This window comes from Streptococcus pseudopneumoniae (assembly GCF_001074975.1).
GTDB classification, from domain to species: domain Bacteria; phylum Bacillota; class Bacilli; order Lactobacillales; family Streptococcaceae; genus Streptococcus; species Streptococcus pseudopneumoniae_D.
Map to the genome: position 1 here is coordinate 1 of NZ_JUUO01000008.1, position 2,208 is coordinate 2,208.

The following is a 2,208-nucleotide window of genomic DNA, read 5'->3' on the forward strand; positions in this document are numbered from 1 at the left end:
ACGTCAGCTTCACCTTGGATTATATATGTGACTGACTTCGTCAGTCTTATCTACAACCTCAAAGCGGTGCTTTGAGCAACCTGCGGCTAACTTTCTAGTTTGCTATTTGATTTTCATTGAGTATTAACTGAAAAGCATGACTAGGAATATCATTGAATATGGTTAGCTAAATCTTCCTGAGCTTTTTTATTTGACTCAGCTTTTTCTTTCAGCCATTTTTCATAGAGTTCTTGGTACTGTTTAGCAGTTACTGCCTCTTTTTGCAATTCAACATATTTGTAGTTATCAGCATTTCCTTTATTCCCAACGAATGAGAATGGGCCTGTAAACGGTACAGTCTTACGGAAGATTGGGTTGGCTCCACCACTTTGAACTGGTAGGAAGAGGGCACTATCTGTCAACCAAGCTTGGGCTTCAGCATATTTTTCATAGCGAGCTTGAGTATCTGTGATTTCCGCATCTGCCTGATCCAAGAGTTTCTTGTAGTCAGCAAGACCAATCTTGTCCTTAACTTCCTTATCTTTTCCTTCAAACAAGCCCATGTTTTTCAACTGAGAACCAAAGTCTGGATCCAAGAGATCAAGATAGGTTTTCGGATCTGAGAAATCCCCACTCCAACCCGAGATATCAATGTCGTAATCCTTTTGATCAGCGGTGTCCGCAAAGAAAGTTGCCTGATCTTTTTCATCTGGAGAAAGTTGAATCACATCAATAACAATGTTATCCGATCCAAGTGTTTCTTCCACTGTTTGTTTGAAAGACCCAGCCTGTTGCACATCCAACTTAGCAGTCTGGTCAACTGGCATATCCAAATGAATTTGGAAAGTTACTCCCTGAGCTTGCAGACTTTCTTTGGCCTTAGCAAACTTCTCTTTGGCCTTTTCAGGATTCAAGAAGGCTTGCTTACCATCATTTAGGTTGATGTTTGCCCAATCTTTACCGTAGTTGACAATTTTCTCATTGACAATGTCACCGAAGTTCTTATCGCCAACTTGGACAAAGTTACTTGGTGTAACTGTGTTACGCAAGATACGGTCTGCTCCATCTTCACCATTTGTCTGTGCTGCATAGGCATGACGGTCAAAGGCAAAGTTGATAGCCTGACGGAAATCCTTATTTTGCATAGCTGCACGTGAATATGTCTTTTCCTTATCAGACTGTTTCATAGTCTGCTTGTAGCTTTGACGATTCACGTTGAAAAGATAATAGAAAGTAACTGAGTTTTGCGGTGTGTAGGTAATCTTGTCCTCATTCCCCTTCTTGAGTTCAGCAAACACTGAACTTGTTGGGAAGATACGGCCATCAGTATAATTACCATCCAAGAAACCTCTTGCAATGCTGTCTTGGTCAGAACCGTCAAAGAAAGAAAGTTTCACTTTCTCGATTTTAACATTGTCCTTATCCCAGTAATTAGGGTTTTTATCAAGTTCAATCAAAGATTTTGATGTGAATGATTTAAATAAGTAAGGACCATTTGACAAGATACTTGATGGTGTCACACTTCCAAAGTCATCTCCCTTAGACTTCAAGAAAGCTTCGTTTACCGGACTAAGAATACTTGCTGTTGTTTTAGAGTTCCAATAAGTCTCAGGTTGGTTGAGGGTGTATTGTAGCGTGTAATCATCCACTGCCTTAACACCAACAGTTCCAAAATCAGATGATTTCCCTTCAACATAGTCTGCTAGCCCTTTAATAGAGTCTTGTACCAAGTACAAGTTTTCAGCCTTTTTATCCGCTGCATACTTAAGACCAGTCACAAAGTCATGAGCTGTTACATCCGCATACTCTTCTCCTTCAGAAGTGTACCATTTAGCCCCCTGACGGATCTTATAAGTGTAGGTCAAACCATCTTTTGACACAGTCCATGACTCAGCCATAGATGGGATGAGGTTGCCGTACTGGTCATTTTCCAATAAACCATCAATCAAGTTGGTTGTGATACTAGATGTAGAATCTCGGGTAGAAGTAATATAATCCAAGGTATCTGGGTTATTAACAAAGATATAAGAGCAAGTCTTGTCTGTATTACTTGATTGGGAAGCCCCACATGCCGCTAGAGCTAGACCTGCTGTCAAAGCCATAGCTCCAAAAAGCATAACTTTTGATTTCTTCATGATTATTCTCCATTTTTTACAGTATGTGAAATATGGCTCTATAATATTTGTAGTGGGTAAATCCCCTATGGATATTATGGAGCCTACTTTGTTG

General features: G+C 40.0%; 1 protein-coding gene. It reads right to left on the reverse strand.

The window, feature by feature from the left end; translation table 11 throughout:
* Positions 1-149: 149 nt before the first annotated feature.
* Positions 150-2,114, reverse strand: coding sequence for a peptide ABC transporter substrate-binding protein (locus ADI86_RS00460; RefSeq protein WP_049531341.1), 1,965 nt, complete (start codon positions 2,112-2,114; stop codon positions 150-152).
* Positions 2,115-2,208 lie beyond the last annotated feature (94 nt).

What these genes read in the sequence shown, in the direction of transcription:
- ADI86_RS00460 (WP_049531341.1), bottom strand. Translation starts at nt 2,114, where the DNA reads ATGAAGAAATCAAAAGTTATGCTTTTTGGAGCTATGGCTTTGACAGCA.